Origin of the sequence: Streptomyces sp. NPDC013455, assembly GCF_040632975.1 — a bacterium.
In the GTDB taxonomy this organism is placed as follows: Bacteria; Actinomycetota; Actinomycetes; order Streptomycetales; family Streptomycetaceae; genus Streptomyces.
The window spans coordinates 498,087-520,680 of the sequence record NZ_JBEYCX010000001.1; the positions used below are offsets into that span (position 1 = coordinate 498,087).

At 73.3% G+C, this 22,594-nt stretch carries 23 protein-coding genes; 15 read left to right on the plus strand and 8 right to left on the minus strand.

All coding sequences use genetic code 11. The features are described 5' to 3' along the window. Nucleotides 1–13 precede the first annotated feature (13 nt). The 3 genes from ABZ576_RS02225 to ABZ576_RS02235 all read left to right on the plus strand — a co-directional run bounded on the left by ABZ576_RS02225 (nucleotide 14) and on the right by ABZ576_RS02235 (nucleotide 2,922). A complete protein-coding gene (locus tag ABZ576_RS02225) occupies nucleotides 14–640 on the plus strand; it encodes a TetR family transcriptional regulator (protein WP_360734834.1) in 627 nt (208 codons plus the stop codon). A 149-nt stretch (nucleotides 641–789) separates the two neighbouring features. After that, nucleotides 790–2,007: an alpha/beta hydrolase gene (locus tag ABZ576_RS02230; RefSeq protein ID WP_360734836.1), complete on the plus strand. Its 1,218-nt coding sequence runs from the start codon at nucleotides 790–792 to the stop codon at nucleotides 2,005–2,007. Nucleotides 2,008–2,073: 66 nt separating this feature from the next. Then, nucleotides 2,074–2,922, plus strand: coding sequence for a DUF4429 domain-containing protein (locus tag ABZ576_RS02235; RefSeq protein WP_360734838.1), 849 nt, complete (start codon nucleotides 2,074–2,076; stop codon nucleotides 2,920–2,922). Nucleotides 2,923–2,929: 7 nt separating this feature from the next. Here ABZ576_RS02235 and ABZ576_RS02240 read toward each other — a convergent pair whose 3' ends face one another. Both ABZ576_RS02240 and ABZ576_RS02245 read right to left on the minus strand, forming a co-directional pair. Further along, nucleotides 2,930–3,949, minus strand: coding sequence for an aldo/keto reductase (locus ABZ576_RS02240; protein WP_360734840.1), 1,020 nt, complete (start codon nucleotides 3,947–3,949; stop codon nucleotides 2,930–2,932). Beyond that, nucleotides 3,946–4,410: a MerR family transcriptional regulator gene (locus tag ABZ576_RS02245; RefSeq protein WP_360734842.1), complete on the minus strand. Its 465-nt coding sequence runs from the start codon at nucleotides 4,408–4,410 to the stop codon at nucleotides 3,946–3,948. The genes ABZ576_RS02240 and ABZ576_RS02245 overlap by 4 nt, the downstream gene beginning before the upstream one ends. A gap of 310 nt (nucleotides 4,411–4,720) precedes the next feature. Between ABZ576_RS02245 and ABZ576_RS02250 the strand changes: the two genes are divergently transcribed. Continuing rightward, nucleotides 4,721–5,542, plus strand: coding sequence for a serine hydrolase domain-containing protein (locus tag ABZ576_RS02250; RefSeq protein WP_360734844.1), 822 nt, complete (start codon nucleotides 4,721–4,723; stop codon nucleotides 5,540–5,542). 52 nt (nucleotides 5,543–5,594) lie between these two features. Here the strand turns inward: ABZ576_RS02250 and ABZ576_RS02255 are convergent, their stop codons facing one another. Continuing rightward, entirely contained in the window at nucleotides 5,595–6,248 is a 654-nt protein-coding gene (locus tag ABZ576_RS02255; RefSeq protein ID WP_360735501.1) for a pirin family protein, read from the minus strand. Between the two features lie 112 nt (nucleotides 6,249–6,360). On the opposite strand from ABZ576_RS02255, the gene fasR reads away from it, so the two are divergent. The 5 genes from fasR (at nucleotide 6,361) to fabF (ending at nucleotide 11,308) form a co-directional block, all read left to right on the plus strand. Next, nucleotides 6,361–7,566 carry a fatty acid biosynthesis transcriptional regulator FasR gene (fasR, locus tag ABZ576_RS02260; RefSeq protein WP_360734846.1) on the plus strand — a complete coding sequence of 402 codons (1,206 nt, stop codon included), beginning with the start codon at nucleotides 6,361–6,363 and terminating at the stop codon, nucleotides 7,564–7,566. Nucleotides 7,567–7,655: 89 nt separating this feature from the next. Beyond that, nucleotides 7,656–8,576 (plus strand): ACP S-malonyltransferase, encoded by a 921-nt coding sequence (locus ABZ576_RS02265; protein WP_360734848.1) that lies wholly within the window; start codon nucleotides 7,656–7,658, stop codon nucleotides 8,574–8,576. A 15-nt stretch (nucleotides 8,577–8,591) separates the two neighbouring features. Then, on the plus strand, nucleotides 8,592–9,623 hold the full coding sequence (locus tag ABZ576_RS02270) for a ketoacyl-ACP synthase III (protein WP_360734850.1): 1,032 nt from the start codon (nucleotides 8,592–8,594) through the stop codon (nucleotides 9,621–9,623). A 79-nt stretch (nucleotides 9,624–9,702) separates the two neighbouring features. Next, nucleotides 9,703–9,951, plus strand: coding sequence for an acyl carrier protein (locus tag ABZ576_RS02275; protein ID WP_360734852.1), 249 nt, complete (start codon nucleotides 9,703–9,705; stop codon nucleotides 9,949–9,951). A 94-nt stretch (nucleotides 9,952–10,045) separates the two neighbouring features. Continuing rightward, nucleotides 10,046–11,308 carry a beta-ketoacyl-ACP synthase II gene (fabF, locus tag ABZ576_RS02280; protein ID WP_360734854.1) on the plus strand — a complete coding sequence of 421 codons (1,263 nt, stop codon included), beginning with the start codon at nucleotides 10,046–10,048 and terminating at the stop codon, nucleotides 11,306–11,308. An 88-nt stretch (nucleotides 11,309–11,396) separates the two neighbouring features. Here fabF and ABZ576_RS02285 read toward each other — a convergent pair whose 3' ends face one another. Continuing rightward, a complete protein-coding gene (locus ABZ576_RS02285; protein WP_360734856.1) occupies nucleotides 11,397–11,891 on the minus strand; it encodes a DUF3145 domain-containing protein in 495 nt (164 codons plus the stop codon). Between the two features lie 257 nt (nucleotides 11,892–12,148). On the opposite strand from ABZ576_RS02285, the gene ABZ576_RS02290 reads away from it, so the two are divergent. Beyond that, on the plus strand, nucleotides 12,149–13,033 hold the full coding sequence (locus ABZ576_RS02290; protein WP_360734858.1) for an SGNH/GDSL hydrolase family protein: 885 nt from the start codon (nucleotides 12,149–12,151) through the stop codon (nucleotides 13,031–13,033). A 15-nt stretch (nucleotides 13,034–13,048) separates the two neighbouring features. Then, nucleotides 13,049–14,026 carry an aldose epimerase family protein gene (locus tag ABZ576_RS02295; RefSeq protein ID WP_360734860.1) on the plus strand — a complete coding sequence of 326 codons (978 nt, stop codon included), beginning with the start codon at nucleotides 13,049–13,051 and terminating at the stop codon, nucleotides 14,024–14,026. A 92-nt stretch (nucleotides 14,027–14,118) separates the two neighbouring features. Here the strand turns inward: ABZ576_RS02295 and ABZ576_RS02300 are convergent, their stop codons facing one another. Further along, nucleotides 14,119–16,557: a glycoside hydrolase family 3 C-terminal domain-containing protein gene (locus ABZ576_RS02300; protein WP_360734862.1), complete on the minus strand. Its 2,439-nt coding sequence runs from the start codon at nucleotides 16,555–16,557 to the stop codon at nucleotides 14,119–14,121. Between the two features lie 104 nt (nucleotides 16,558–16,661). On the opposite strand from ABZ576_RS02300, the gene ABZ576_RS02305 reads away from it, so the two are divergent. Next, complete coding sequence (locus tag ABZ576_RS02305; RefSeq protein ID WP_360734864.1) at nucleotides 16,662–17,243, plus strand: TetR/AcrR family transcriptional regulator; 582 nt, start codon at nucleotides 16,662–16,664, stop codon at nucleotides 17,241–17,243. A 154-nt stretch (nucleotides 17,244–17,397) separates the two neighbouring features. Further along, the gene (locus ABZ576_RS02310; RefSeq protein ID WP_360734866.1) at nucleotides 17,398–18,657 is read left to right on the plus strand and encodes a pyroglutamyl peptidase; all 1,260 of its coding nucleotides are present in this window, start codon (nucleotides 17,398–17,400) and stop codon (nucleotides 18,655–18,657) included. Here the strand turns inward: ABZ576_RS02310 and ABZ576_RS02315 are convergent. Further along, nucleotides 18,647–19,435, minus strand: a complete 789-nt coding sequence (locus ABZ576_RS02315) for an EI24 domain-containing protein (RefSeq protein WP_360734868.1) — start codon at nucleotides 19,433–19,435, stop codon at nucleotides 18,647–18,649. The genes ABZ576_RS02310 and ABZ576_RS02315 overlap by 11 nt on opposite strands. A 40-nt stretch (nucleotides 19,436–19,475) precedes the next feature. Further along, nucleotides 19,476–19,913 (minus strand): MarR family transcriptional regulator, encoded by a 438-nt coding sequence (locus ABZ576_RS02320; RefSeq protein WP_360734869.1) that lies wholly within the window; start codon nucleotides 19,911–19,913, stop codon nucleotides 19,476–19,478. Between the two features lie 88 nt (nucleotides 19,914–20,001). Between ABZ576_RS02320 and ABZ576_RS02325 the strand changes: the two genes are divergently transcribed. Together ABZ576_RS02325 and ABZ576_RS02330 are read left to right on the plus strand one after the other, a co-directional pair. Then, the gene (locus tag ABZ576_RS02325; protein ID WP_360734871.1) at nucleotides 20,002–21,030 is read left to right on the plus strand and encodes an NADP-dependent oxidoreductase; all 1,029 of its coding nucleotides are present in this window, start codon (nucleotides 20,002–20,004) and stop codon (nucleotides 21,028–21,030) included. A 109-nt stretch (nucleotides 21,031–21,139) separates the two neighbouring features. After that, complete coding sequence (locus ABZ576_RS02330) at nucleotides 21,140–21,559, plus strand: organic hydroperoxide resistance protein (protein WP_360734873.1); 420 nt, start codon at nucleotides 21,140–21,142, stop codon at nucleotides 21,557–21,559. Between the two features lie 84 nt (nucleotides 21,560–21,643). Here ABZ576_RS02330 and ABZ576_RS02335 read toward each other — a convergent pair whose 3' ends face one another. After that, nucleotides 21,644–22,594: a hypothetical protein gene (locus ABZ576_RS02335; RefSeq protein ID WP_360734875.1), complete on the minus strand. Its 951-nt coding sequence runs from the start codon at nucleotides 22,592–22,594 to the stop codon at nucleotides 21,644–21,646.

The window sequence follows — 22,594 nt, forward strand, 5'->3', positions numbered from 1 at the left end:
GGAGAGAGGGGCCATGGAGACGCTGCGTGAGCGCAAGAAGCGGCGCACGCGGGAGGCGCTGCTGCGGGCCGCTCTCGAACTGTTCACCACGCAGGGGTACGAGCAGACGACCGTCGACGAGATCGCCGAGGCCGTCGACGTCTCGCAGCGCACCTTCTTCCGTTATTTCGCGGGCAAGGAGGAGGTCGCCTTCGCGGTGCAGGCCATGACGGAGGCGGCCTTCGTGGCGGCCGTCCGCGCGCGTCCGCCGCACGAGGCGCCGATGAAGGCCCTGCGGCAGGCGTTCCTCGAGGGCTGGGACGCGATCCGCGAGACCGTCGAATCGGCGGTCCCGGTCGAGCTGTACCTGCGCATGTACCGGACGATCGACTCCACGCCCGCCCTGCTCGCCGCCCATCTGCGCCGGTCGGCGGCGGCGGAGGAGACCATCGCGCGCGTGCTCGCCGAGCGCGAGGGCGTCGACGTGGACACCGATCCCCGTCCCCGGCTCGCGGTGGCCGTGTTCGGAGGGGTGATTCGCGTCACCGAACGGCAGTGGTGCACGAGCGAGGAGTTCGGCCTGGACTCGATCCGCACGCTCACCGCGGCGTACCTCGATCAGGTGGGATCGGCGCTGACGGGAAACTGGCGCACCACCTGAGACCGTTGACAGGGCGTCCGGTGAAACCGCGGGCGCACCCGGTCACCACGCCCGCTGTTCACCGGACGCCGTGCCCGCCGCCCACCGAAACGTGATCCCTGTCACTCGGTTACCCCGAGACCCGCCCGTTCTCCTAGTGTGTCCTCCCAGTGACTTCCTTCGACACCTCCCCGCAACTGAACGTCTGGCGCGCACTGCTGGCGCTGTCCGTGGTGTTCGTGATGCTCGCCACCACCGGCTGGACCGCGCTGCGCAGTCACCGGGGGTCGACGGCGCTCCAGGCCTCGCTCACCGCATGGGAGCACGGCCGCCTCCACGGTCATCACCTGCCGGACCCGCAGGCCGCCCCGGCGCGGCTCAGCCGCTTCTTCGCCTCCCTCACCCCCCGCGAGCGCGACCGGCTCGCCCGCCGCTACCCGCTCGCGGTCGGCAACATGAACGGCGCCCCCGTCCCGCTGCGCTACCAGGCCAACCGCATCGCCCTGGACCAGGCGCGCAAGGTGGAGCGCACACGCATGCACGACAGCCGGCTCAGCGTGGCCGGCCAGCAGGACGCCGGCCGCCGGATGCACCGCTACGAGTCACTGATGAGCCCGGGCCGGCAGATCCTGGCCTTCGACCCGGAGGGCTCGGGCCGGATCGCCGAGGCGTTCGGGGACCTCACCGAGGCGCAGCGGATCTCGGTCGTCGTCCCCGGCGTCGACACCGACCTGCTCACCTTCCAGCGGACGTACCGCAGGTACAGCGCCCCGGTCGGCATGGCCAAGGCGCTGTACGCGGCCGAGCGCGCGGCGAGCCCCACGACCCGTACGGCCGTGATCGCCTGGGCCGACTACACCTCCCCCGACGGTCTCGGGGTGGACGCGGCCACCGGACTGCGCGCCCAGGAGGGCGCCGTACGGCTGAACGCGCTGCTGCGCGCCCTGCCCGGCCGGTCCCCGGTGTCGATGTTCTGCCACAGCTACGGCTCGGTGGTCTGCGGGGTCGCCGCGCCCGGCATGCCCCGCCGGGTGGCCGACATAGCCGTGGCCGCGAGCCCCGGCATGCGCGTCGCCAAGGCCGCCCAGCTGGGCACGACGGCCCGGGTGTGGGCCATGCGGGACGCCAGCGACTGGGTGCGGGACGTGCCGTACCTGGAGCTCGGCGGACTCGGTCACGGCGCCGACCCGGTGTCCTCCGGGTTCGGTGCGCGGGTGCTGTCGGCCCGGGACGCCCAGGGCCACAGCGGTTACTTCCAGCCGGGCACGGACAGCCTGCGCAACCTCGCCGACGTCGGCGTGGGCGCGTACGGCTCGGTGACGTGCGCACGGGAGAACGATGCGTGCCGGTCCGGTCTGTCCGGCACGACGACGGCCGGACGCGCGTAGAGACAGCAGGAAGTGCGGTCTGCGCGGGTGGCGACGGAGGAGCACGTGCCGCATACGATGAGCCGCATGGGTGACGTACTGGCGGGTTTTCATGCCGTCTGGGAGTTCGAGTCCGACTCCGTGCTCATCCGTTACGAACGGGGGATCCGGACTCCGAAGCTGTTCCAGGCGCTCGGCGAGCGGCGGATTCCGCTGTCCGCGCTGGAGGGCGTGACGCTGGAGCCGGGCAAGCGCGGCACGGTGGTGCTGCGGCTCACGCCGCGCCCCGGCGCCGATCCGCTGATGGAGGCGGCCGCCGGCCAGCTGAAGGAGGGCTGTGACCCCTACCGGCTGGTACTGCCGGCCGAGCGGGAGACCCTCGCCGAGTACTACGCCGACGAGCTGAAGGCGCTGCTGACCGAGTCCGGGCCCGCCGACCGGCACCTGGTGGCGGCCCCCGGGGCCCCGCTGCACTTCAAGGCGTACGACGGCAAGGCGTCCTTCGACGGCACGTCCGTACGCTTCCGCTGGTCCTGGACGGGGGCGTCGTCGGCGAAGTGGAAGGCCGGCGACCAGCGCTTCGCGGTCGCCGACCTCGGCGGAGTCGAGTGGCGGTCGCCGGAGGTCTTCGAGGGGCACTTGCGGCTGCTGCCGCGCTCGGGCGGTGCGGCGGCGGCCGTGCAGCCCGACCAGGATCCGGCGTCGGTGGTGTTCGGGCTCGGCTACGGCCCCGTGCACGAGTCGCTGCCGTTCGCCGCGGCCGTCCTGGCGGCGGTCCGGTCGCGGGGGCCGGCGCCCGTGGTGCCGGCCCCGGCCCGGCGGGACCCCGCCGACATCGCCGAGCGGATCCGGCATCTGGGCGAGCTGCACCAGGCCGGGCTGGTCACCGACGAGGAGTTCTCCTGCAAGAAGGCCGAACTGCTGGCCGAGCTGTGAGCGGCGGCTACGCCTCCCGGCCCGCGGAGGCGAAGCTCATGTCCGCGTAGCGGTCGCCCGCCACCTGCGCCGCGATCGGCTCCAGCCGGGCCAGTTCCGCCTCCGTCAGGGTGATCCGGGCCGCCGCCACGTTCTCCTCGACCCGGTCCGGCCTGCGGGTGCCCGGGATCGGGACCACCGTCAGGCCCTCGGCCGTCGCCCGCTGGTGGACCCACGCCAGGGCCGTCTGGCCGAGGGTGGCGCCGTGCGCCTCGGCGACCGCCCGCAGCGGCTCCAGCAGGGCCGCGTTGGCGGTGGCGTTGGCGCCGGTGAAGCGGGGGTGCTGGCGGCGGAAGTCGTCGGCCGTCAGGTCCTGTTCGGCCCGGGTGAAGGAGCCGGTGAGGAAGCCGCGGCCGAGCGGCGAGTACGGCACCAGCGCGACCCCGAGCTCCCGTACGGCCGGGACGACCCGCGCCTCGATGTCCCGGCTGAACAGGGACCACTCCGACTGCACGGCCGCGATCGGGTGCACGGCGTGCGCGGCGCGCAGTTCGCCGGCGGTGACCTCGCTCAGACCGAGGTGCTTGACCTTGCCCTCGCGGACCAGCTCCGCCATCGCGCCGACGGTCTCCTCGATGGGGACGTCCACGTCGCGGCGGTGCATGTAATAGAGGTCGATCTCCTCGACGCCGAGCCGCTTCAGGCTGGCCTCGGCGGCCTGGCGGATGTACGGCGCATCGTTGCGGATGATCCGCCTGGTCGGGTCGTCCGGCGGGATCGACAGGGCGAACTTGGTGGCGATCACCACCTCGTCCCGGTGGGCCTTGAAGAACGGGGCGAGGAACCGCTCGTTCTCCCCGGCGCCGTAGGCGTCCGCCGTGTCGTACAGCGTCACGCCCAGCTCCAGCGCCCGGTCCAGCGCGGCGCGCGCCTGGCCGGCGTCCGTGGGGCCGTACGCGAAGCTCATGCCCATGCAGCCGAGTCCCTGGACGCCGACCTCCGGCCCCCGTGCGCCGAGCCGTACCGTCGGAATCCTGGCGTCGGTCATCGAGTGGTCCCCTCCGTGGCGTAGAAGCTGATCTTGCGGTCGAGCACGGCGAGCGTGTCCCGCAGCTCGGCGATCCGGCCGAGGACGTCGCTGCGGGTCGCCTCCAGCAGTGCCCGCCGCTCCGCGTAGGTGCTCTCGCCCTCGCGCACCAGTTCCGCGTACCGGACCATGTCCGCCACCGGCATCCCGGTCAGCCGGAGCTTGTTGACGAAGTCCAGCCAGTCCAGGTCGCGGTTGCTGTAACGGCGCTGGCCGGTGTGCGAGCGGTCGATGTGCGGCATCAGGCCGATCCGCTCGTACCAGCGCAGCGTGTGCGCGGTCAGGCCGGTCAGGGCGACGACCTCGCTGATCGTGTAGCGGTCCTGGCCGTCGGGGCGCGGGTGGCGCAGGGGTGGGGCGGAGCAGATGTCGGTGCGGGTGGCGTGCTCGGTGGCCGCGTGCGTGGTCTGCATCACCGTCATGGCCCCCACGCTATGACCTTGGAGTGCACTCCAGGCAAGCCGGTCCGGTGAGAAACGCACAGGACGCGGCCGGGGGCGGCCGGTTGGCCTGCGGCCCACGAGTCTCGCACGCCGGGCCCGGCCCGAGGACGCCGCGGAAGTACTGCTCCTGCGGCGGGGGACGATCGACGCCCTGTGGTCCGGCGGTGGTGCCGGGCCGGCCGAGTGGCACGCGGAGTCGCTGCAGAGCCGCCGTACGCCTCCCTCGGCTCCACGCGGGATCCGGACCCGTCGATGCGGCTGCTGCCGTGAGCCGCATAGGCTCGGACGCATGTCGTTGCAGAGTCTGGCGCTGATCGAGAACTGGCCCGTCGGCACCGCCGCCGCGGGTGTCGTACGAGCCGACGGGACCGTCCTCGGGACGCACGGCCCCGCGGAACACCGCTTCCCGCTGGCCTCCGTCACCAAGCCGCTGGCGGCGTACGCGGCGCTGGTCGCGTACGAGGAGGGCGCCGTCGAGCTGGACGAGCCGGCCGGGCCGCCCGGGGCGACGGTCCGCCATCTGCTCGCGCACACCTCCGGGCTGGCCTTCGACGAGCACCGGGCGACGGCTGCGGCCGGGGAGCGCCGGCTGTACTCCAACGCCGGGTTCGAGCAGCTCGGGGACCACATCGCCAAGGCGACGGACATCCCGTTCGCGGAGTACCTGCGGCAGGCCGTGCTGGAGCCGCTGGGCATGACGTCGACGTCGCTGGAGGGTTCGCCGGCGAAGGACGGGGTGTCGACGGTGGCGGACCTGCTGCGGTTCGCGGCGGAGGTGCAGGCGCCGCGGCTGCTGGACCCGCGGACGGTGGCGGCGGCGATGACCGTGCAGTACCCCGGGACGAAGGGCGTCCTGCCGGGCTACGGCCACCAGAACCCGAACGACTGGGGGCTGGGCTTCGAGATCCGCGGCGCCAAGTCGCCGCACTGGACGGGCGGTTCGTCCTCGCCCCGGACGTTCGGGCATTTCGGGCAGTCGGGTACGTTCCTGTGGATCGACCCCGACGCGGGGGTGGCGGCGGCCGCCCTGACGGACCGGGCGTTCGGCCCCTGGGCGATCGAGGCGTGGCCGGTGTTCACGGACGCGGTGCTCGCGGAGCTGCGGGGCTGACGCCGGCCGGGGCGACCGCCCGCCCGGTCGCGCGGTCGCCGCCCGCGCCCGGTCACCCCGTCATCTCCCACAGCAGCAGTTCCGCCGGGCTCACCCCCACCACCTCCAGACCCCGCGCGTCCGTGAGCCGTGCGGAGTCGCCCGCCCCGAGCCGCTCCCCGGCCAGCCGGACCTCGCCCCGCACCACGTGCGCGTACACGCACCGCGCGTCCGGCACCGCCGCCCGCTCGCCGGGGGCCGGCCGTCGTACGTGCAGCACCGCGCCCGCGTTCGGCACCGCGTACGGCGTCTCGTCGGCGATGCCGGGGACGAGTTCGTAGGCCGGGTCGCCGCCGGGGTCGCGTGGTGTCAGCCACATCTGGACGAAGGTCAGCGGGACCGGGCCGTCGTTGCGTTCCACATGGCGGACGCCCGCCGCCGCGCTGAGGTGCTGGAGGTCCCCGGGGCGGACCCGGGTCTCGTGCCCCGCCGAGTCACGGTGGGTCAGTTCGCCCTCGACCACCCACGTCACGATCTCGGTGTGCCGGTGCGGGTGCTCGTCGAAGCCGGCGCCGGGGGCGAGCCGCTCCTCGTTGCAGGCGATCAGCGCGCCGAACCGCAGGTTGCCGGGGTCGTAGTGCGGGCCGAAGGAGAAGGCGTGGCGGGTGTCGATCCCGGCCTCCGGTTCCCCGCCTCGGTAGCGCTCGCCGGCGCGCCGTACGTCCATCACGGGCACCACGTTAACCGCACCGGGCGAGGCGCCCGGGAGGCGGCCGGGCCGCCGGGCACCGCACCCCCGGCGGCGCACGGGTCCGTCCGGATGAGGCAGTCTTGTCCACGTGCCCGAACCCGAGACCCACAGCGGCGATCCCGCAGTACACGACGTCCACCCGCACGACGCGACCCTGAAGAGGCTGGAGAAATCCTCCGGGAGTCTCGCCGCGCAGGCCATCGCGCGCATGGACGAGACTCTGCCGTGGTACCGGGCCATGCCCCCGGAGAACCGTTCCTGGATCGGCCTCGTCGCCCAGGCGGGCATCGCGGCCTTCACCGAGTGGTTCCGGCGCCCGGACACCCCCCAGGCGATCTCCACGGACGTCTTCGGGACGGCGCCGCGCGAGCTGACCCGGGCCATCACGCTGCGGCAGACCGTGGAGATGGTGCGCACCACGATCGAGGTCATGGAGAGCGCCATCGACGAGGTGGCGGCCCCCGGGGACGAGGCCGTGCTGCGGGAGGCCCTGCTCGTCTACGCCCGGGAGATCGCCTTCGCCACCGCCCAGGTGTACGCCCAGGCCGCCGAGGCACGGGGTGCCTGGGACGCGCGGCTGGAGTCGCTGGTCGTCAACGCCGTCCTCAGCGGCGAGGCCGACGAGGGGGCCCTCAGCCGGGCCGCGGCGCTGGGCTGGAACTCGCCCGAGCACGTGTGCGTGGTGCTCGGCACCGCCCCCGACGGCGACAGCGAGCTGACGGTGGAGGCCATCCGGCGGGCCGCCCGGCACGCCAAGCTCCAGGTGCTCACCGGGGTGCTCGGGGACCGGCTCGTGGTCATCGCGGGCGGCAGCGACAACCCGCTCGCCGTCGCCAAGTCGCTGATCGGGCCGTTCGCCGCCGGGCCGGTCGTCGCGGGACCCGTCGTACCCGACCTGCTGGCCGCGACCCGGTCCGCGCAGGCGGCCGCGGCGGGGCTGAAGGCCTGTTCCGCCTGGCAGGACGCACCTCGTCCGGTACTGGCGGACGATCTTCTTCCGGAGCGGGCGATCGCGGGCGACCCGAGCGCCCGGGAGCAGCTGGTGGAGGAGATCTACAGACCGCTGGAAGAAGCGGGGTCGGCGCTGCTGGAAACCCTGAGTGTCTACCTGGAGCAGGCGAGCAGCCTGGAAGGCGCAGCCCGCATGCTCTTCGTTCACCCGAACACCGTGCGCTACCGGCTCCGACGTGTGACTGATGTCACCGGTTGGTCGCCGTCCGATGTACGATCCGCGTTCACACTGCGGATCGCGCTCATCCTGGGGCGTCTGGCCGACGGTGATACCCAGGCATAGGGTTTTGTGGGGCTCCCACAAAAGCCCTTCGTGTTCTTCGTCCCTGTCCTCACGGGCGGCCGCGGCCGTCCCCAAGAGAGAGTGTGAGAGTGCTCGTACTCGTCGCTCCCGGCCAGGGCGCCCAGACGCCCGGCTTCCTGACTCCCTGGCTCGAACTGCCCGGTGCCGCGGACCGCGTCGCCGCGTGGTCGGACGCCATCGGACTGGACCTGGTCCACTACGGGACCCAGGCCGACGCCGACGCCATCCGTGACACCGCGGTGGCCCAGCCGCTGCTGGTGGCCGCCGGCCTGCTGTCCGCCGCGGCACTCGGTGACATCACCGAGATCGCCCCGGGCGCGGTCGCGGGCCACAGCGTGGGCGAGATCACCGCCGCCGCCTTCGCGGGCGTGCTGACCGACGCCGACGCGCTCGCCCTGGTCCGCAAGCGGGGTCTGGCCATGGCCGACGCCGCCGCGGTCACCGAGACCGGCATGGCGGCGCTGCTCGGCGGCGACCCCGAGACGTCGGTCGCCCACCTGGAGAAGCTGGGCCTGACCCCGGCGAACATCAACGGCGCGGGCCAGATCGTCGCCGCCGGCACGCTGGAGCAGCTGGCCGCGCTGGCCGAGGACAAGCCCGAGGGCGTGCGCAAGGTCGTCGCGCTGAAGGTCGCCGGTGCCTTCCACACGCAGCACATGGCCCCGGCCGTGGAGACGCTGGCCAAGGCGGCCGCGGAGCTCGCGCCCGCCGACCCGAAGGTCCGTTACGTCTCCAACAAGGACGGCCGGGCCGTCGCGGACGGCGCCGAGGTGCTGGAGCGGCTGGTCGGCCAGGTCGCCAACCCGGTGCGCTGGGACCTGTGCATGGAGACCTTCAAGGAGCTCGGCGTCACCGCGCTCGTCGAGGTGTGCCCGGGCGGCACGCTGACCGGCCTGGCCAAGCGGGCCCTGCCGGGCGTGGCGACGCTGGCCCTGAAGACCCCCGACGACCTCGACGCGGCTCGCGAGCTCATCGCCGAGCACGCCTGAGAAGGAGCTCGACGCATGTCGAAGATCAAGCCCAGCAAGGGCGCCCCGTACGCGCGCATCCTGGGGGTCGGCGGCTACCGGCCGACCCGGGTGGTGCCGAACGAGGTGATCCTCGAGAAGATCGACTCCTCCGACGAGTGGATCCGCTCGCGCTCCGGCATCGAGACCCGGCACTGGGCGGGCCCCGAGGAGACCGTGGCCGCGATGGCGATCGAGGCGTCCGGGAAGGCGATCGCGGACGCCGGCATCGACGCCGAGCAGATCGGCGCGGTGGTCGTGTCGACCGTCTCGCACTTCAGCCAGACGCCGGCCGTCGCCACCGAGATCGCGGACAAGCTCGGCACCGCCAAGGCGGCCGCCTTCGACATCTCGGCGGGCTGCGCGGGCTTCGGCTACGGCCTGACGCTCGCCAAGGGCATCGTGGTGGAAGGTTCCGCCGAGTACGTCCTGGTGATCGGCGTGGAGCGGCTGAGCGACCTCACCGACCTGGAGGACCGGGCGACCGCGTTCCTGTTCGGTGACGGCGCCGGCGCGGTCGTGATCGGTCCCTCGCAGGAGCCGGCGATCGGCCCGACCGTGTGGGGCTCCGAGGGCGACAAGTCCGAGACGATCAAGCAGACCGTCCCCTGGGACCGGTTCCGGCTCGGAGACCTGTCCGAACTGCCCCTCGACACCGAGGGCAACATCAAGTTCCCTGCGATCACGCAGGAGGGCCAGGCGGTGTTCCGCTGGGCCGTGTTCGAGATGGCGAAGGTCGCCCAGCAGGCGCTGGACGCGGCCGGGATCACCGCGAACGACCTGGACGTCTTCATCCCGCACCAGGCCAACGTGCGGATCATCGACTCGATGGTGAAGACGCTGAAACTGCCGGAGCACGTCACGGTCGCCCGTGACATCCGCACCACCGGCAACACCTCGGCCGCCTCGATTCCGCTCGCGATGGAGCGGCTCCTGGCGACCGGGGAGGCGAAGAGCGGCGACACCGCGCTCGTCATCGGATTCGGGGCGGGTCTCGTCTACGCCGCCACGGTCGTTACCCTCCCCTAGGCACTCCGTGCCGGATCATGCGGTCCGGGACGGGGACGAATGCCGTAAACCATCTGGATATGAAGAAGGAGCGCCTGACATGGCCGCCACTGAGAAAGAGATCGTCGAAGGTCTCGCCGAGATCGTGAACGAGATCGCCGGCATCCCGGTCGAGGACGTCCAGACGGACAAGTCCTTCACCGACGACCTGGACGTCGACTCGCTGTCCATGGTCGAGGTCGTCGTGGCCGCCGAGGAGCGCTTCGACGTCAAGATCCCGGACGAGGACGTCAAGAACCTGAAGACCGTCGGCGACGCGACGAAGTACATCCTCGCCCACCAGGCCTGAGCCACCTCGTAGGCCGTAAGGCCGTCAGGCTGCAAGGCCCCGCCACCCGGCGGTGGCGCCGTAGAATCCCGCATCCGTTGGAGAAAGAATTCCCGTGAGCCCGACCAATCGCACCGTGGTCGTCACCGGTATCGGCGCAACCACACCGCTGGGTGGCGACGCAGCTTCGTTCTGGGAGGCCCTGCTCGCCGGCGAGTCCGGCGTCAGCCCCCTGGAGCAGGACTGGGCGGCCGAACTGCCGGTCCGTATCGCCGCGCAGATCGCCGTCGAGCCGGGCGAGGTCCTCCCCCGCCCGCAGGCCCGCAAGCTGGACCGGTCCGCGCAGTTCGCGCTGATCGCCGCTCAGGAGGCCTGGAAGGACGCCGGTTTCACCGCCAGGGCCGGTGAGGACGCGTCCGTGAACCCCGATCGTCTCGGTGCGGTCATCGCCTCCGGCATCGGCGGCGTGACGACGCTCCTGGACCAGTACGACGTGCTCAGGGAGAAGGGCGTCCGCCGCGTCTCCCCGCACACCGTGCCGATGCTGATGCCCAACTCCCCGGCGGCCAACGTCGGAATCGAGCTGGGTGCCCGCGCCGGCGTGCACACCCCGGTCTCGGCCTGCGCCTCCGGCGCGGAGGCCATCGGGTACGCGATCGAGATGATCCGCACCGGCCGTGCGGACGTGGTCGTGGCCGGTGGTACCGAGGCCGCCATCCACCCGCTGCCCATCGCCGCCTTCGGCAACATGATGGCGATGTCCAAGAACAACGAGGACCCGCAGGGCGCCTCGCGTCCCTACGACACCGACCGCGACGGCTTCGTGCTCGGCGAGGGTGCCGGTGTGATCGTCCTGGAGTCCGAGGAGCACGCGAAGGCCCGCGGCGCCCGGATCTACGTCGAGGCGGTCGGCCAGGGCATCTCCGCGGACGCCCACCACATCACGCAGCCGGAGCCGTCCGGCAACGGCATCGCGCACGCCCTGCAGAACCTGCTGGACAGCACGGACCTGAAGCCGGCCGAGATCGTGCACGTGAACGCGCACGCCACCTCCACGCCGCAGGGTGACGTCGGCGAGATCAAGGCGCTGCGCAAGGTGTTCGGCGACGACCTCGACCACATGGCGATCTCCGCGACGAAGTCGATGACCGGTCACCTGCTCGGTGGCGCCGGCGGCATCGAGACGGTCGCGTCGATCCTGGCGCTGGTGAACCGTACGGCTCCGCCGACGATCAACGTCGAGAACCTCGACCCCGAGGTCAACGCGGACGTCGTGCGCGGCGAGCCGCGGGCGCTGCCCGAGGGCCGCATCGCCGCGCTGAACGACTCGTTCGGCTTCGGCGGGCACAACGTGGTGCTGGCGTTCAGGACCCTGTGAGACCAGACGTGAAGGGCCCCCACCGGCCGGTGGGGGCCCTTCACGCGTGTCCGGGTCTGCCGAGTCCGGTCGCGGGTCCGGGGACGGCTCACACCACCTGGTGCAGCCAGCGCACCGGGGCGCCCTCTCCGGCGTAGCGGAACGGTTCCAGTTCGTCGTCCCACGGCTTGCCGAGCAGCCGGGACAGCTCGGCCTCCAGGTCGGTCTCGCCCTTCTGGCTGCGCAGCAGGGCGGCGCGCAGGCGGTCTTCGGGGATCAGGATGTCGCCGTGGATGCCGGTGACAGCGTGGAAGATACCTAGGTCGGGGGTGCAGCTGTAGCGTTCGCCCTCGGCGGTCGGGCAGGGCTCGGCCGTCACCTCGAAGCGCAGCAGGTGCCAGCCGCGCAGGGCGGAGGCGAGCTTGGAGGCGGTGCCGGCCTGGCCCTGCCAGGAGAACTCCGAGCGCCAGGTGCCGGGGGCCGCGGGCTGCCGGATCCAGTCGAGGTTGACGCGCGTGCCGAGCACCCCGGCGACGGCCCACTCGACGTGCGGGCACAGCGCGCGCGGCGCGGAGTGCACGTACAGAACTCCACGTGTCGTCACCGGGACCTCCGGGCAGAGCGGGACATTGTGCGGACTGGCTGGGCGGCAGTGGCGCGACGGCCGCGTTGATGGCGAGGCTACCCTGCGGCGGGGCAAGGAGTGTGACGTACCGTCGGTCCCGGTGCCAGGAAAACGCCGCCATTCACCCAGGGGGACGCTTGTACGGGGGTGCGCCGTTCCCGGGTGCCCGGCCGGGAACCCCCGCTCGTTGTCATGGGAGGGAGTGCCGGACCGTCGAGCGAGGGGAACAGCAGGGAATGCGGAAGCGAAGCCAGCGTGTGCGGGCCGCTCTCGCCGTCGCGGCGGCCGTGCTGCTGGGGGCCGCCGGATGTGACGGCGGAGACGGCGGCCCGGCCGAGCCGGAGGGCACGAAGGCGCGCGCGGCCCGGCCCCCGGTCTGGGACCGCAGCCCGGACTCGATCGCCGCGGTGGGCGACTCCATCACGCGCGGTTTCGACGCCTGCGCGGTGCTGTCGGACTGCCCCGAGGTGTCGTGGGCGACCGGCAGCGACGCCAGGGTGGACAGCCTGGCGGTGCGGCTGCTCGGGGTGACGGGGGCGGCGGAGCGCAGCTGGAACTACGCGGTGACCGGCGCCCGGATGGCCGATCTGCCGGAGCAGATGGCGAAGGCGGCCGCCCGGGGCCCGCAGTTGGTGACGGTGATGGTGGGGGCGAACGACGCCTGCCGCTCCTCGGCGACGGCGATGACCCCGGTGGCGGACTTCCGCGCGGACTTCGAGGAGGCGCTGCGCACACTGCGCTCGGCGCTGCCGAAGACCCAGGTGTACGTGGCGAGCGTGCCGAACCTGAAGCGGCTGTGGTCCGAGGGCCGGACGAACGCGCTGGGCAAGCAGGTGTGGAAGCTCGGCATCTGCCCCTCGATGCTGGGCGACGCGGACGATCTGACGAGCGCGGCGATGCTGCGCCGGGAGACCGTGCAGCAGCGGGTGGTGGCGTACAACACGGTGTTGGAGGAGGTCTGCGCGCAGGACCGCCGCTGCCGCTTCGACGGCAACGCGGTCCACGACTACCGCTTCGGCACGGACCAGCTCAGCCACTGGGACTGGTTCCACCCGAGCAAGGACGGCCAGGCGCGGCTGGCGGAGATCGCGTACCGCACGGTCACGGCGAGGCGGCCGTGACCTAGGGTCTCCCCCATGGACGAACTTTTCGGCACACTTTCCGACGGCACCGCGGTGCACCGGTGGACGCTGGAGCGCGCCGGGGTGCGGGTGCGGGTGCTGTCGTACGGCGGGATCGTGCAGTCGGTGGAGGTCCCGGACGCGGCCGGGCGGACGGCGGACGTGGTGCTGGGTTTCCCGGACCTCGACGGCTACCTGAAGCACCCGGAGCCGTTCCTGGGCGCCGTGATCGGCCGGTACGCGAACCGGATCGCGGGCGGCCGGTTCCCCCTGGACGGCCGGGAGTACGCGCTGGCGCGCAACGACGGCCCCAACTCGCTGCACGGCGGCGAACGCGGGTTCGACCGGCGGGTGTGGGACGTGGCGCCGGTGGCGCACGGGGTGCGGCTCAGCCGGGTGAGCCCGCACGGCGAGGAGGGGTTCCCGGGCCGGCTGGCGGTGACGGTGACGTACACGCTGGCGGCCTCGGGGGCGCTGCGGATCGCCTACGAGGCGGTCACCGACGCCCCGACGATCGTGAACCCGACCCACCACGGGTACTGGAACCTGAGCGGTTCCGGTGACGCGGGCGGGCATGAACTCCGGCTCGCCGCCTCCCGGTACACGCCGGTGGACGCGGACCTGATCCCGACGGGGGCGCTGGAGGACGTGTCGGGTTCGCGCTTCGACTTCCGTACGGCCCGCCCGGTGGGTTCCGGCTACGACCACAACTTCGTGCTGGACAAGGGGGTGACCGGGACGGCCGAGGAGGTCGCCGAGCTGTACGACCCCGGGTCGGGGCGGACCCTGACGGTGGCGACGACCGAGCCCGGGCTCCAGCTCTACACCGCCGACCACCTGTCCGGACCGTTCCTGCCCGGCGCCGGGATCGCCCTGGAGACGCAGCACTTCCCGGACTCCCCCAACCGGCCGGAGTTCCCGAGCACGGTGCTGCGGCCCGGCGAGGTGTTCCGGTCGGAGACCGTGTACGGCTTCGGCACGCGGGACCGCTAGCGGGGGGCGGAAGCCCCGGTCCAGGGGTCAGGTCCCGGACCGGGGCTGCTCGTGGGGACGGCCCCCGCCCCTGTGGGGGGACTTGTCCCGGATCAGACGTTAATCGGCGCGGTCAGCCTGCGGTCCGCGATCGAGCGTCCGGCGGCGATCTCGTACGAACCCTTCACACAGCACCACGTCTTCGCCGTCTCGTCCCACACCTCGAAGGCGCGGCGCGGGAGTTCGACGGTGACCTCGGCGCTCTCGCCGGGCCCGGCCTCGACGGAGGCGAAGCCGGCGAGCCGGCGTGCCGGGCGCTCGGGATCGGGCCCGGCCGGGGCGACGTAGATCTGGACGACCTCGCGGCCGGGCCGCTCGCCGGTGTTGCGGACGCGGACGCGGACGGTGGTGCCGTCGGTGTGGAGGGACTCGTAGGCCCAGTCGGTGTAGCCGAGGCCGTGCCCGAAGGGGTACGACGGGGTGCGGCCGGCCCGCTCCCAGGCGCGGTAGCCGATGAACACGCCCTCGCGGTAGGGCAGCTCGCCGCCGGCCGGGACGACCTGGGTGACCGGGGCGTCGGCGAGGGGACCCCAGGTGGTGGGGAGCCGGCCGCCGGGCTCGTGGGCGCCGGTGAGGACATCGGCGAGGGCGGCGCCGCCCTCCTGGCCGGGGAACCAGCCGAGCAGCACGGCGGCGACCTCCTCCCGCCAGGGCAGTTCCACCGGGGAGCCGGAGTTGACGACCACGACGGTGTTCGGGTTGGCGGCGGCCACCGCGTGGACCAGGTCGTCCTGTCGGCCGGGGAGCCGGAGGTCCGTCCGGTCGAAGCCCTCGGATTCCACCCGGTCGGTGGTGGCCACCACGACGACGGCCGTGTCGGCGGCGCGGGCGGCCTCGACGGCCTCGGCGATCAGCTCGTCGGGGTCGCGCTGCGGTCCGCTGTGGGCGAGGGCGAAGGTGACGGCCTTCATGGGCACGTCCTCGGGGAGCTCGACGACGTGGGTGAGGGAGACGTCGACCGGCTCGCCGGCGGTGAGTTCGACCCGGGCGCGGGGGACGGGGGCGCCGAAGAAGGTCTCGAAGGGGTCCTCCTCGGCGGGGCGCTGGACGCCGTCGTGGTACGTCGTCCCGCCGACGGTGAGCGTGAAGGCGCCCGTGCCCTTGATCGCGAAGGTGTGCGGACCGGTCTCGCGCGGGGTGAGGGTGCCGGTCAGTTCCACGGTGTGCAGGCGGTCGTGGGACACGCCCTCGGGGAGGTCGGAGCCCATCCACTGGATCAGGCCGCTCGGGGCGGAGCGGACGCCGATGACCTCGCCGTCGGCGTCGCGGCAGACCGCGCGCAGGGTGAAGCCCCGGTCGGCGACGGCCGGTTCGGTGGCCGGGTCGGCGCCGACGGCGTAGGCGAGGGTGCCGTCGGGGAGGGCGGCGGTGAGGCCGTCGAGCGGCGAGACGACCCGGGCGGGGAAGACGGTGGCGGAGCCGCCGCCGAGGACGCGGGCGTCGCGGGCGGCGGCGCCGATCAGGGCCACGGTGCCCGGTTTCAGCGGCAGCGCGCCGCGTTCGTTGCGGACGAGGACGAAGGAGCGGCGGGCGATCTCGCGGGCCAGGGCCGCCCCGTCGACCGGCGCGGGCGGTTCGGCGACCACCGGTTCGGCGCCCTGGAGGATGCCGACGCGGGCGGCGAGGAGCAGGACCCGGCGGACGGCCGCGTCGACCGTGGCCTCGCCGACCCGGCCGTCGCGGACGGCCCGGGCGAGGGCCGGGCCGTACACGGTCCGCGGGCCGGGCATGGCGATGTCGAGGCCGCCCGCGGCGGCGCCCACCGTGTCCCGGGCGGCCGTCCAGTCCGAGACGTTGACCCCGTCGAAGCCCCATTCGCCGCGCAGCACCTCGTTGACCAGGTGGTGGTGCTCGGTCATCGTCGTGCCGTTGACGGCGTTGTAGGCGGTCATGACGCCCCAGGGGCGGGCGTGCGCCACGATCGCCTCGAAGGGGGCGAGGTACAGCTCGCGCAGGGCGCGTTCGGAGACGAGGTTGTTCACCGTGAAGCGGTCGGTCTCGGCGTCGTTGGCGACGAAGTGCTTGACGGTGGTGCCGACCCCGCCGGACTGGACGCCGCGGACGTATCCGGTGCCGATCGCCCCGGTGAGGTGGGGGTCCTCGCTGTAGCACTCGAAGTGGCGGCCGCCGAGCGGGGAGCGGTGCAGGTTGACCGTGGGGGCGAGCAGGACGTGGACGCCCTTGCGGCGGGCCTCCTGGGCGAGCAGCACGCCCGCGCGACGGGCCAGTTCAGGGTCCCAGGAGGCCGCGAGCGCGGTCGGTGAGGGCAGGGCCACGGAGGGGTCGTCGGCGCTCCAGCGCACGCCCCGGACGCCGACCGGGCCGTCGGACATGACCAGCGACCCGAGGCCGATCTCCGGCAGCGCGGGCAGGGTCCACATGTCCTGGCCGGCCAGCAGCCGGGCCTTGGTGTCGAGGTCGAGGGCGGCGAGGGCGGCCTCCACGACCGCCTCGCGGGCCTCGTCGGCCGGGGTGCGCTGGGTTCCCGCCATCGCGGTTCCTCCTCGTCGGGTCCGTTGCACGAGCCTCCATCGTGCCCCCGTCACCTGTAGCACGGTAGGTTTCGTCACCTGGCCGTCACATGCGGGTGAGGGTGATGCCGTACGGTGACGTCATGAGCGCGAGGGTCAGGAGCGGGGAGCGGCGCGCGGAGATCGTCGGGGCCGCCCTGGAGGTGATCGCCGAGCGTGGCTACCGCGGGGCGAGTCTGGCCGCGGTGGCCGAGCGGGTGGGGCTGACCCAGCAGGGCCTGCTGCACCACTTCCCCACCAAGGAAGCCCTGTTGGTGGCCGTGCTCCAGGAGCGCGACCGGTGGGACGCGGTGCCGGACCAGCGGTGGCGGGTGGACCTGCTGGCCTCGCTGGTCGAGTACAACGCGATGCGCCCGGCGATCATCCAGACCTTCTGCGCGCTGCTCGGCGAGAGCGTGACCGAGGGCCATCCGGCGCGCGCCTACTTCACCGAGCGCTACGCCCGCGTCCGGGAGTCCATGACCGCGGTCCTGCGCGCCGAGTACGGCGACCTGCTGCCGAGCGGCCTCACTCCGGAGCGCACCGCCCCGCTGCTGGTCGCCGTGATGGACGGCCTCCAGTACCAGTGGCTGCTGGACCCGGAGTCGGTCGACATGCCGGGGGCGTTCCGGGACTTCCTGCGGCTGCTCGGGGAGCCGGTGGACTGACGGGGCGGGTGCGGCCGGTCGGCCGGCGGTCCGCCGCGGCTCCCACGGGCACACGCCGGCCTGGCGGATGCCGGGCCGAGTACGGCCGGCGGACCGGCGGGGCCGAGTACGGTGGGCCGCAGCCACGGCGCCTACCGGAAGGACCACAACTCCCGTGAGTGCTGCACGACTTCGTCTCGGTGTCCTCGGACTCGCCCTGCTGGCGGGCCTGTCCGCTCCCCCGGCCGCGGTCAGCGCCGCACCGGCCGCCGCCCCCTCCCCCACCGTCGAGGAGCAGCGGCTCGCCGGAGCCGTACCGCAGGAGATCCTGCGGCGGTCCGGTTTCGACGACGTGGCACCGGGGTTCACCCGGGCACTGGCGCACGCGCGCTCCTACGCGCAGGCCCGCCGCCTCGTCGCCCGCGAGGGGAGCGCGCTGTGGCGGCGGGCCGTGGACCGGGCGCAGGGGCGGGGGCCGGCCGGCGGTGACCTCTCGCGGGACGACGACCGGCCGCTGTACTGGGCGCGGCTGGGCCTGACCCGCCAGTTGCGCACCTGGCAGCCGGCATTCGGGCTGACGGACGGGCAGCGCTCGGCCCTGCTGGACCGGCTGGAGCGGTCCTCGCGCGGGCAGACGGACATCCGCTACCCGGGCGGGAGCGCGATGCGCCGGGTGCTGCTCACCGGTTTCGACCCCTTCACCCTCGACCGGGACGTCCGCATCTCCAATCCGTCCGGCGCGACCGCGCTGGCGCTGGACGGCACGGTCGTCGAGACCGCGCGGGGGCCGGCCCGCGTCGAGACCGCCGTGTTCCCGGTGCGCTGGCAGGACTTCGCCGAGGGCACGGTGGAGCGGACGCTGCGGCCGCACCTGCCGCGGGTCGACCTGTTCACGACCGTGAGCCAGGGCCGGGCCGGCCGGTTCGACATCGAGCGCACCAACGGCGCCTGGCGGGGCGGCTTCCCGGACAACGACAACGTCTCCCGGACGGGGACCGTTCCGGTCGCCGGCCCCGCCTCGCAGCCGCAGTGGACGGGCACCACCCTCCCGTACGGCGCCATCGTGGCGGCGCACACCGGCCCGTTCCCGGTGTACGACCACACCGAGGTCACCGAGATACCGGCGGGCGGAACCGACCCCGTCGTACGGCCGGACGGGCCGACCCCCGGCTCCACCGCCCGCGCCGGGGCCGGCGGCGACTACCTCTCCAACGAGATCGCCTACCGGGCCACCCTGCTGCGCGACCGGCTCGGGCTGCACGGCACCCTGCCCGGCGGCCATGTGCACACGCCGGTGCTGCGCTTCGGCGCCGGGAACACCGACCCGGCGACCGGCACGGTCACCGACCCGGAGTTCGTCCGCAACCGGCTCGACATCGTCGGACAGGTACGGGCCGTCGTGGCGGTGGCCGTGGCGGCCACCGTCAGGACGTGACCTCCTGACCGTCCTCGCTGCGCTCCGCGGCACTCTCCTCGCCCAGCAGGTCGCGGGCGAGGAGGGTGGCGCCCGCGACCGCGCCCGGCATCAGGAACACCGCGACGAACGGAACCAGGAAGGCCAGGCCCAGGGGGGTGCCGAAACCCCAGACCAGCGTCTTGCGGGAGCGCAGCAGGGCGAGCCGGGCCCGCAGTTCGACACCCCGGCGCTGCAGCGCCACGGCGGCGAGCTCCTCGGTGAGGAAGAAGCCGGTGACGAAGAAGCCGATCACGGGGACGGCGGTCTGCCCGACGAACGGCAGGAAGCCGCAGGCGAAGAGCAGCAGCCCCCACAGCCCGGCCCGGACCAGGACGCGCAGGCTGTCCCGGGCCGAGATCCACAGCTCGCGCCAGAGCGGCAGGTCGGAGCGGGGGGCGGTGCCGTCGGGTGAGACGTCGGCGTCGACCTGCTCCGACAGGCTCTCGTAGAAGGGCTGGCCGACGAGCAGGGTCACGGCCGTGAAGGTCAGCACGGCCAGCAGCAGGCCGAGGGCGAAGAGGACGCCCGTCAGGAAGCCGCGGAACAGGCCCCGCCAGGGGCTCGACCAGTCGTCCGCGAACGGGGTCGCCCAGCCGACCGCGTCATCGCCCCACACGGCGAGGGCGACGAGCGCCGCGGCGTACACCACCAGCGTGATCAGCCCGGGCAGCAGCCCGAACCCGTACCGGCGCCCGTGCCGGGCCACCCACCGCTGCCCCTTCAGCAGATAACCGAAACCCACCCCAAGATCGCGCATGCCGGAGACTCTACTGGCTCCGCGCGGGCCTGCGGGTCCCTCAGTCGTCCAGCATCCGGCGCAGCAGGTCGCGCAGCGAGCGGCGCTCGTCCGCGGAGAGGCCGGCGAGCGGCTCGCGGGCGAAGTGCAGGCCCTCGCGCAGGTCCCGGGCCACCCGGCGGCCCTCGTCGGTGGCCGCGGCCACCTTCACCCGGCGGTCGGCCGGGTCGGGGCGGCGCTCCACCAGTCCACGGGACTCCAGGCGGTCCACGATCCCGGTCACGTTGGACGGCTCGCACTTCAGCTTCTGCGCCAGCTTGCGCATGGGCAGCGGCTCCAGCGAGAGCAGGCTGAGGAGCCGGGCCTGCGCGCCGGTCAGCGTGTGCTCGCCCGCCGCCTTCTCGTAGTCCGCGTAGTAGCGGGCCACGACGTCACCGATCAGCTCGACGACCTCCATGGTGAGGGCGTCGGGACGGTGGGCCTTCGATGGGGTGGACATGCCCGCCAGGATACCCGGTTACTTGACATCATGAAATATTCAGGAGCATGGTTGTTTCAGGCACTGAAGTAATACGAAAGGCTCCGTCATGATCAACCGCGAGTGGCATCTGCTCAGCCGTCCCGTCGGCTGGCCGAAGCCCGAGGACTTCGCCCTCGTCGAGGCGCCGGTCCCGACCCCGGGCGAGGGCCAGGTGCTGGTACGGAACAAGTTCCTCTCCGTCGACCCGTACATGCGCGGCCGGATGAGTGCCGCCAAGTCGTACGTCGCCCCCTTCGAGCTGGGCAAGGTCATGCAGGGCGGCGCGGTCGGCGAGGTGGTCGAGTCCCGCGCCGAGGGCATCGCGGCCGGCGACCACGTGCTGCACTTCTTCGGCTGGCGCGAGTACGCGGTCGTGGACGCGAAGAACGCCGTCAAGGTCGGTCCGACGGCCGTCCCGGCCGTCACCGTCGACGCGGAGGACGTGCCGCTCTCCACCTACCTGGGCGTCCTCGGCATGACCGGCCTGACCGCCTACGCCGGCCTGCTGCGCACGGCCGCCTTCAAGGAGGGCGACGCCGTCTTCGTCTCCGGCGCGGCCGGCGCGGTCGGCAGCCAGGTCGGCCAGATCGCCAAGCTCAAGGGCGCCTCCCGGGTCATCGGCTCGGCCGGGTCCGACGAGAAGGTCAAGCTGCTGGTCGAGGAGTACGGCTTCGACGCCGCGTTCAACTACCGCAACGGCCCGGTCGCCGAGCAGCTGCGCCAGGCGGCGCCCGACGGGATCGACGTCTACTTCGACAACGTCGGCGGGGACCACCTGGAGGCCGCCATCGGCTCCCTGAACCAGGGCGGCCGGATCGCGGTCTGCGGCATGATCTCGGTCTACAACGACACCGAGCCCGCGCCCGGCCCGAAGAACCTGGCCCGGCTGATCCAGACCCGCGGCCGGATCGAGGGCTTCCTGGTCGGCGACCACTACGACCTCCAGCCCCGGTTCGTGCAGGAGGTCGGCCCGTGGGTCGCCTCGGGCGCGCTGAAGTACCGCGAGACGGTGGTCGAGGGCATCGAGAACACCGTGGAGGCGTTCCTCGGGGTCCTGCGCGGCGACAACATCGGGAAGATGGTCGTCAAGCTCTGACGGTCCCCCGGCGGCCTTTCCGCTGATTCCGGCATGCGGTAACTTCTTTCCGAAATCCGCCGTCGATCGTGGGCGCGAGTCGCGGCGGACCGAGGAGGAAGACAACCGCATGCCCATCACGCAGTCCGACGTCCTGTACACCGCCGTCGCCACCGCCGAGAACGGCCGCGACGGCCGCGTCGCCACCGACGACGGCACGCTCGACGTCGTCGTGAACCCGCCCAAGGAGATGGGTGGCAGCGGCACCGGCACCAACCCGGAGCAGCTGTTCGCCGCGGGGTACAGCGCCTGCTTCCAGGGGGCGCTGGGTGTCGTCGCCCGTCAGGAGGGAGCCGACGTCTCCGGGTCGACCGTGACCGCGAAGGTCGGGATCGGCAGGAACGAGGACGGGTTCGGGATCATCGTGGAGATCTCGGCGAGCATCCCGAACGTCGACGCGGCCACCGCCAGGGACCTGGTCGAGAAGGCGCACCAGGTGTGCCCCTACTCGAAGGCGACCCGCGGGAACATCAGCGTGACGCTGGTCTGACCCGGTCGTTCCACACAACGGCAGCCGCACCCTTGGACGTGGGGTGCGGCTGCTTCCGTCGCGGGGTGCCGGGTGCGGCGCGCCTCAGGCGCACCACCACAGAACACGGTCGCACGTCTTGGTGGGCGACGGCTGGGGGGTCGGGTCGGCGGTCGTCGGGGCCGCCGTCGGGCTGGCGGCGGGGGCCGTGCTGGCGGAGGGCGCGGGGGGCGCCGCGGTCGCACCGGAATCCGCCGAGGCCGACTGTTCTGCCTGCTCGGTGTCGTGGGCGGAGGGTGAAGCGGAGTCCGTGGAGTCCTTGCCCTCGGGGGACTTCGAGGCGGCAGCGGAGGCCGAGGCCCCGGAGGACGCCGAGCCCTTGGCGCCGGGCGTGGCACCGGGCGCGTCGAGCGGGCCGGCGGTGCGGCCGGGGGCGGGCGAGGCCGCGCCGCCGTCCACCGTGGCGTCCCCGGCCGGCTGCGGGGTGTCGCCGGAGAAGGGCAGGAAAGGCGCGTCCGTGCCGAGTTCGGCGAGGCTGAGTCCGCCGGCCGCGAGGACGAAGCCGGCCGCGACCAGCACGGTGCGGCGCCGGCGGCGCCGGTGCACGGCGGCCTTGCGGTCGCGCCGGCTGCCGGCGGCACGCCGGCCGGCCGTGGCGGCGCCGTCGGCGGTGTCCTCGACGGCCTCCTGGGAGGCGTCCCGGTCGTCCCGGTCCGCCTCGCCGGGCGCGGCGGACGCGCCGGCCGTACCGAACCCGTCGGCGCCGCGGACGTCGTACGGATCCCGGTACGGCTCCCCGGACGGCCGCCCCTCGTGGGGTGCCTCGTACCCGGAGCCGTACGGCTGCTCGGGGGACTGCTCGTACGGCCGCACGGAGGGCTCCCCGTACGCCTGCTCCCCGTACGCCGTCGGCGCCTGCGCGTGCTCGTGCCCGCCGGCGTACCCGTGCCCGGCGGGCACGGCCGTGGCGACGGCGAGCCGGTCGGCGGGAGTTCCGCACCCCGGGCAGGCCAGGGCGCCGTTGAGGTGCCGTTGGCACGGGAGGCAGAAGTCCAT